The 6,350-nt window shown below is 52.4% G+C and carries 8 protein-coding genes; 5 read left to right on the top strand and 3 right to left on the bottom strand.

The genetic code is table 11. From position 1 onward, the window contains the following. A partial coding sequence (locus ABU190_RS18090) for a hypothetical protein (RefSeq protein ID WP_354691669.1) occupies nucleotides 1–73 on the top strand: 73 nt, incomplete at its 5' end. A gap of 104 nt (nucleotides 74–177) precedes the next feature. On the opposite strand, the gene ABU190_RS18085 is transcribed toward ABU190_RS18090, so the two are convergent. Genes ABU190_RS18085 through trmB form a run of 3 tightly spaced genes read right to left on the bottom strand, consistent with a single transcriptional unit; the run spans nucleotide 178 to nucleotide 1,994 of the window. After that, nucleotides 178–897: a DUF2884 domain-containing protein gene (locus ABU190_RS18085; RefSeq protein WP_039078029.1), complete on the bottom strand. Its 720-nt coding sequence runs from the start codon at nucleotides 895–897 to the stop codon at nucleotides 178–180. Between the two features lie 51 nt (nucleotides 898–948). Continuing rightward, nucleotides 949–1,275 (bottom strand): YggL family protein, encoded by a 327-nt coding sequence (locus tag ABU190_RS18080; RefSeq protein ID WP_354692046.1) that lies wholly within the window; start codon nucleotides 1,273–1,275, stop codon nucleotides 949–951. Next, nucleotides 1,275–1,994, bottom strand: a complete 720-nt coding sequence (trmB, locus tag ABU190_RS18075) for a tRNA (guanosine(46)-N7)-methyltransferase TrmB (RefSeq protein ID WP_039078031.1) — start codon at nucleotides 1,992–1,994, stop codon at nucleotides 1,275–1,277. The genes ABU190_RS18080 and trmB overlap by 1 nt, the downstream gene beginning before the upstream one ends. 149 nt (nucleotides 1,995–2,143) lie before the next feature. On the opposite strand from trmB, the gene mutY reads away from it, so the two are divergent. From mutY to ABU190_RS18055, 4 genes are all read left to right on the top strand, one after another. Then, nucleotides 2,144–3,196 carry an A/G-specific adenine glycosylase gene (gene mutY, locus ABU190_RS18070; protein WP_354692045.1) on the top strand — a complete coding sequence of 351 codons (1,053 nt, stop codon included), beginning with the start codon at nucleotides 2,144–2,146 and terminating at the stop codon, nucleotides 3,194–3,196. Nucleotides 3,197–3,223: 27 nt separating this feature from the next. Then, on the top strand, nucleotides 3,224–3,499 hold the full coding sequence (locus tag ABU190_RS18065; protein ID WP_039078032.1) for an oxidative damage protection protein: 276 nt from the start codon (nucleotides 3,224–3,226) through the stop codon (nucleotides 3,497–3,499). Between the two features lie 75 nt (nucleotides 3,500–3,574). Then, nucleotides 3,575–4,663 carry a membrane-bound lytic murein transglycosylase MltC gene (gene mltC / locus ABU190_RS18060; RefSeq protein ID WP_039078033.1) on the top strand — a complete coding sequence of 363 codons (1,089 nt, stop codon included), beginning with the start codon at nucleotides 3,575–3,577 and terminating at the stop codon, nucleotides 4,661–4,663. Nucleotides 4,664–5,026: 363 nt separating this feature from the next. Further along, on the top strand, nucleotides 5,027–6,289 hold the full coding sequence (locus tag ABU190_RS18055; RefSeq protein WP_354692044.1) for a nucleoside permease: 1,263 nt from the start codon (nucleotides 5,027–5,029) through the stop codon (nucleotides 6,287–6,289). The last annotated feature ends 61 nt before the right edge of the window (nucleotides 6,290–6,350 follow it).

Here is a 6,350-nt window from a genome sequence, read left to right as displayed (position 1 = left end):
GTGGTGGTACAGCACGAAAGTGGGGATGATCGACCTGAAAAAGAGGTCGATCATCATGGGTAAAGGGTGTTAAAAAGTGTTCACCATGTCTCCGAACACCTGTCTACCATGTCTCCGGACCGTACACGGGGAGAGGGTTAGGGTGAGGGGAACAGACAGAAGAGAAACAACAGAACCTTACTTAAGCCCGCTCACCAGCGCTTTACGGTTAGCTTCCAGCGACACCACGCGGCTACACACATCTTTACCGAACTGCTGGAAATCCGCTTCCTGGTTTTTCCACTCGTTCTGGATGGCGGTCTGCAAACCGCCGAGGCTACCGAGCACGCCCTGCAGCGGGTTGCCGCCGCCTTTCAGTACCGCTTTGGCGCCCATCTCGTTAATGCTGTCCTGCAAAATACCGCCCATCGCCTGGTTCACCAGTTGTTGACCATTAGCCTGCACGTCATCAACCGCTTTATAGTGGAACGCCAGGCCATCGCTGCGATGCTCAATAATTTTGTTCATCTGCTCTTTAAGCTGGGCATCCAGCTTTGTCAGGCGGCCACGCATATTGCTGCTCTCGCCCACTTCCTTGACGATGATTTGGTCCAGCGCCACGCGACTTTTCTCTACGCGTGAGCGAGCACCTTCATCAATCCATGGCAGCGCGCTGCGCAATTCAGACTGATAATCCCTTGCCTGCTCGCGTTGTGCGGCGCTCAGCGAATACTGTTTACCGTTGAAGGTCACGTTACCTTCCGGCGTTAAGATCAGATTACCGTTCTCGCCTTTCACCTGGACGGTTTGCGGGCTTAGAATCACATCATCACGCGGGTTCACGCTACATTTGTAATCCGCATTCGCGGCAAAAGCCGTTGCCGTCAGTGCTACCGCCAGTAGCGTCTTGCGCATCATAACCACTCCTGTAGAGACAAAATGGGCCGGCAATTGCCGACCCTTTCATTCTTAGTCCCACCAAATATCGAAAAGTTCGCTGACGCTGACCTCTTCGAGTTTGTGCTCCTCAAGCCACTTACGAATCAGCGCCCGGTCCTCTTCGGTGCAATGACCAATGTTCGGTTTGCAGACCAGACCTTCCCATGCCAGGAAACCGCTACCGCCAAAGATCAGGCCGTTAGCTTCAACGGCTTCGCTGATAAACTCATCGACCAGTTTATCAATCTGTTCTTCAGTGGTGCCTTCCGGAAAACGCCATTTGACGGAAAAACCGATCTCCTGAAACTCGTCAATGTGCATCTTTTTACGCAGACGACGACTACGGTTCTTTGCCATTATTTTACCCTCTCGAACATTAAGTCCCATACGCCGTGGCCAAGACGATGACCACGTTGTTCAAATTTGGTTACCGGGCGCGAATCCGGGCGCGGCACATAATCTTTAGTCGACGACAGGTTCTGATAACCCTCAATAGAGGACATAACTTCCAGCATGTGCTCTGCGTAGGCTTCCCAGTCTGTCGCCATATGAAACACGCCGCCCAGTTTCAGCTTGCTCTTCACCAGTTCAGCAAACGGCACCTGAACGATACGGCGCTTATTATGACGTGCTTTATGCCACGGGTCAGGGAAAAAGAGCTGAACCATGTTTAATGAATTGTCAGGAATCATTTTGTGCAGCACTTCGACGGCGTCATGACACATCACGCGCAGGTTCCCGACACCCTCTTCATGTGCCGAGGAGAGGCATGCCCCTACACCCGGAGAGTGCACTTCAATACCTAAAAAGTTCTGCTCAGGACGGGTTTTCGCCATTTCCACCAGCGATGCGCCCATACCGAAGCCAATCTCCAGCGTCACCGGCCCGCTATTGCCAAACAGGGCGGCAAAATCGAGCGGCTGCTCAGCAAACTCAACGCCCATCACCGGCCAGTAATTATCAAGTGCGTGCTGTTGCCCTTTGGTCAGGCGCCCCTGGCGGCGGACAAAGCTGCGGATACGGCGCAGCGGGCGGCCATTTTCATCAAATTCTGGTGAGATGACGTCGTTATTCATAAATAAGTCTGCTTGTGAGAGTGTTCAGGAAACGGGCATTATCCAAAGTTCGATACAGTATGCAAGATGAAAGCACCGGAAAGTTCCGGTTTACACGTTCATGCCGCTGTGCTGCAATCAGCCCCCCTGTTAACGCGATGTTGGTGACCATGCAAGCGTCTCAATTTTCAGCCCAGGTTCTGGACTGGTACGACAAATACGGGCGTAAGACCCTGCCCTGGCAAATTGAAAAAACGCCTTACAAAGTATGGCTATCCGAAGTGATGTTGCAACAGACCCAGGTCGCAACTGTCATCCCTTATTTTGAGCGTTTTATGGCACGGTTTCCCACCGTCACCGACCTGGCTAATGCGCCGCTTGATGAAGTGCTGCATTTATGGACCGGACTCGGCTATTACGCCCGTGCGCGTAATCTGCACAAAGCGGCAAAACAGGTGGCCGAACTGCATGGCGGCATCTTCCCGCAAACCTTTGAAGAGGTTGCCGCACTGCCAGGTGTTGGACGTTCGACTGCCGGCGCCATTCTTTCTTTATCACTGGGTAAACACTTTGCGATCCTCGACGGCAACGTGAAGCGCGTTCTTGCGCGTTGCTACGCGGTTGCAGGCTGGCCGGGCAAGAAAGAGGTGGAGAAACGTCTGTGGGAGCTGGCTGAACAGGTGACCCCGGCCAAAGGGGTGGAACAGTTTAACCAGGCGATGATGGACTTAGGCGCCATGGTCTGTACTCGTTCAAAACCCAAATGCACGCTTTGCCCGCTGCAAACAGGCTGTATTGCCTACGCGAACCACTCATGGGCCGAGTATCCTGGCAAAAAACCCAGGCAAACGCTGCCGGAGCGCACCGCATATTTCCTGTTGATGCAACATGGCGATCAGGTCTTCCTGCAACAGCGTCCACCGGTTGGGTTATGGGGCGGCTTGTTCTGTTTCCCGCAGTTTGAAGATGAAGCGTCATTACATGACTGGCTGGCGCAACATCAGATTAAGGCCGATAATCTCAGCCAACTGATTGCGTTTCGCCACACGTTCAGCCATTTCCATCTGGATATTGTGCCTGTGTGGCTTACCGTGTCCTCGTTCAGTTCTTGCATGGATGAAGGTACAGGTCTTTGGTATAACTTAGCGCAGCCGCCGTCAGTGGGCCTGGCAGCCCCCGTGGAGCGCCTGTTACAACAATTACGCATCGGCGTGGCGATGTAACGCCGCGCAGAGTAAAGAGGACTATTTATGAGCCGCACTATTTTCTGTACCTTCCTGCAACGTGATGCAGAGGGGCAAGACTTTCAGCTCTATCCGGGGGAACTGGGTAAGCGTATTTATAATGAAATCTCCAAAGAAGCCTGGTCCCAGTGGCAGAAAAAGCAGACGATGCTGATCAACGAAAAGAAACTCAACATGATGAACGTTGAGCATCGCAAACTGCTTGAACAGGAAATGGTGAGTTACCTGTTCGAAGGCAAAGATGTGCATATTGAAGGCTATACGCCGGAAGATAAAAAATAAATGCATGGCCGCAGCGATGTTCCGCCGTCTGCGGCCTGATTCAGGGTCATTTGTACAACCAACAATACTTCCGGAATGATGAAAAAATTTTTAGCGCTAGCGATCATTGCGCCGTTGCTTATTTCTTGTTCCAGCTCAAATAAAAATGGCGAGACCTATAACGAAGCCTGGGTTAAAGATACCAACGGTTTTGACATTTTAATGGGGCAGTTCGCCCACAATATCGAGAACTTATGGGGATTTAGCGAAGTACTGATTGCCGGTCCAAAAGATTACGTCAAGTACACCGATCAGTATCAAACCCGAAGCCACATCAACTTCGACGAAGGCACCATCACCGTCGAGACCATCTCCGGCACAGACCCTACGGCACATTTACGCCAGGCCATTATCAAAACCCTGTTAATGGGTGATGATCCGGGCTCTATCGATCTCTATTCCGACGCGGATGATATCCAGATATCCAAAGAGCCGTTCCTGTATGGCCAGGTGGTGGATAACACGGGCCAGCCCATTCGCTGGATGGGGCGTGCGACCAGCTTCGCGGATTACCTGCTGAAAACGCGGCTGCAAAAACGCAGCGTCGGGTTAAAAATCATTTACAGCGTGACGTTTAATCTGGTGCCAAACCATCTGGATAAACGTGCGCATAAATATGTTGGCATGGTACATCAGGCCGCTCGTCGCTACGGCGTTGACGAATCGCTGATTCTGGCCATTATGCAGACTGAATCGTCATTTAACCCTTATGCGGTCAGCCGCTCCGACGCGCTGGGGCTGATGCAGGTGGTGCAGCATAGCGCTGGTCGTGATGTGTTCCGCGCGCAGGGCAAATCCGGTACCCCGAGTCGCAGCTATCTGTTCGATCCGGAAAGCAATATCGATACCGGCACGGCTTACCTGGCGATGCTCAATAATGTCTATCTTTCCGGGATAACCAACCCCACCTCGCGCCGTTATGCCGTCATCACCGCTTACAATGGCGGTGCGGGTAGCGTTCTGCGCGTCTTCTCCAGCGACAAAGTGCAGGCCGCGAATATCATCAACACGATGGCGCCGGGCGATGTCTATTCCACCCTGACTACACGCCACCCTTCTGCGGAGTCACGTAACTACCTTTATAAAGTGAATACCGCGCAGAAAAGCTATCGTCGCACGAAGTAAGAGGTGACTTATCCCCTTCCGTTTAGCGGGAGGGGATAAGAATTCCCTTTGAACACGGGTGTCCCCCGCATACAAATGTGACGAATGTCACTATATTCGACTGCAACCATATCAAGTTTGCATTTATATGTCGGATGTAACAATCTCGCCCCAGCTTCGATGATAGAATCGCCTCACATAACAACAGTAATTGTCTTAATTCCAACATCTATACCCTAAATAATTCGAGTTGCAGGATGGCGGCAACGCAGCGAATCCCCAGGAGCTTACTCTGGTAAGTGACTGAGATGAGTGAGAAAAGCCAACGCACATGCAGCCTGAAGTATGACAGGTATATCAGACGCCTTCGGTGAGGAAACTAACATGAATCTTAAGCTGCAGCTTAAAGTGATTATCTTCCTGCAGTTCTGCCTGTGGGGGAGCTGGCTGACTACGCTTGGCTCTTATATGTTTGTCACCCTGAAATTCCAGGGTGCGGAAATTGGCGCGGTCTATAGCTCCCTGGGTATTGCCTCGGTCTTTATGCCTGCGTTGCTGGGTATCGTGGCTGATAAGTGGCTGAGCGCGAAATGGGTTTACGCTATCTGCCATCTGGTGGGCGCTATTACCCTGTTTATCGCCGCTGGCGTGACCACACCGGGTGCGATGTTTGCGGTTATCCTGCTCAACTCGCTGGCGTATATGCCTACGCTGGGCCTGGTCAACACCATCTCCTACGCGCGCCTGCAAAACGCCGGTTATGACATCGTTACGGACTTCCCACCGATTCGTATCTGGGGCACCATCGGCTTTATCCTGGCGATGTGGGCGGTGAGCTTCTCTGGCTTCGAACTGAGCCATATGCAGCTCTATATCGGTGCCGCACTCTCCCTGGTGCTTAGCCTGTTCTCCCTGACCCTGCCGCACATGCCGGTAAGCAACACCCAGAAAAACCAGACCTGGGTGGAAATGCTGGGCTTGAACGCCTTCGCGCTGTTCAAAAACAAACGCATGGCGATTTTCTTTATCTTCTCCATGCTGCTGGGCGCGGAACTGCAGATTACCAATATGTTTGGTAACACCTTCTTGCACAGCTTCGACTCAAATCCGCTGTTTGCGAATAGCTTCATCGTGACGCACGCCTCCGTGTTGATGTCTATCTCGCAGATTTCAGAAACTGTCTTTATCCTGGCGATTCCGTTCTTCCTGGGCCGTTACGGCATCAAGAACGTCATGCTGATGAGTATCGTTGCCTGGATGCTGCGTTTCGGCCTGTTCGCTTACGGCGATCCGACCCCGTTCGGCACCGTCCTGCTGGTTCTCTCCATGATCGTTTACGGTTGTGCGTTCGACTTCTTCAACATCTCCGGTTCTGTATTCGTCGAGAAAGAAGTGAACCCGGCTATCCGCGCCAGTGCGCAGGGTATGCTGCTGATGATGACCAACGGCTTCGGCTGTATCCTTGGCGGTATGGCGAGCGGTAAAGTGGTTGAGATGTACACCGTTGCAGGCGCAACCGACTGGAAAACCGTGTGGCTGATTTTCGCCGGTTACTCTGTGGTTCTGGCCTTTGCGTTCATGGCGATGTTCAAATACAAACATGTTCCGCAAGCGGCTGGCGTCGTGCAAAAGCGTAAGCCTGACTGATTTAATGCCTGCCCGGTGCGCGTGATGCCACCGGGCTTTTTTATGTCTGGCGGTTAGTGTC

The sequence above is a fragment of the Phytobacter sp. RSE-02 genome (assembly GCF_040578655.1).
Taxonomy (GTDB): Bacteria; Pseudomonadota; Gammaproteobacteria; order Enterobacterales; family Enterobacteriaceae; genus Phytobacter; species Phytobacter diazotrophicus.
The sequence above is the reverse complement of the archived record's forward strand: the minus strand, read 5'-3'. Positions and strand labels throughout refer to the sequence as shown.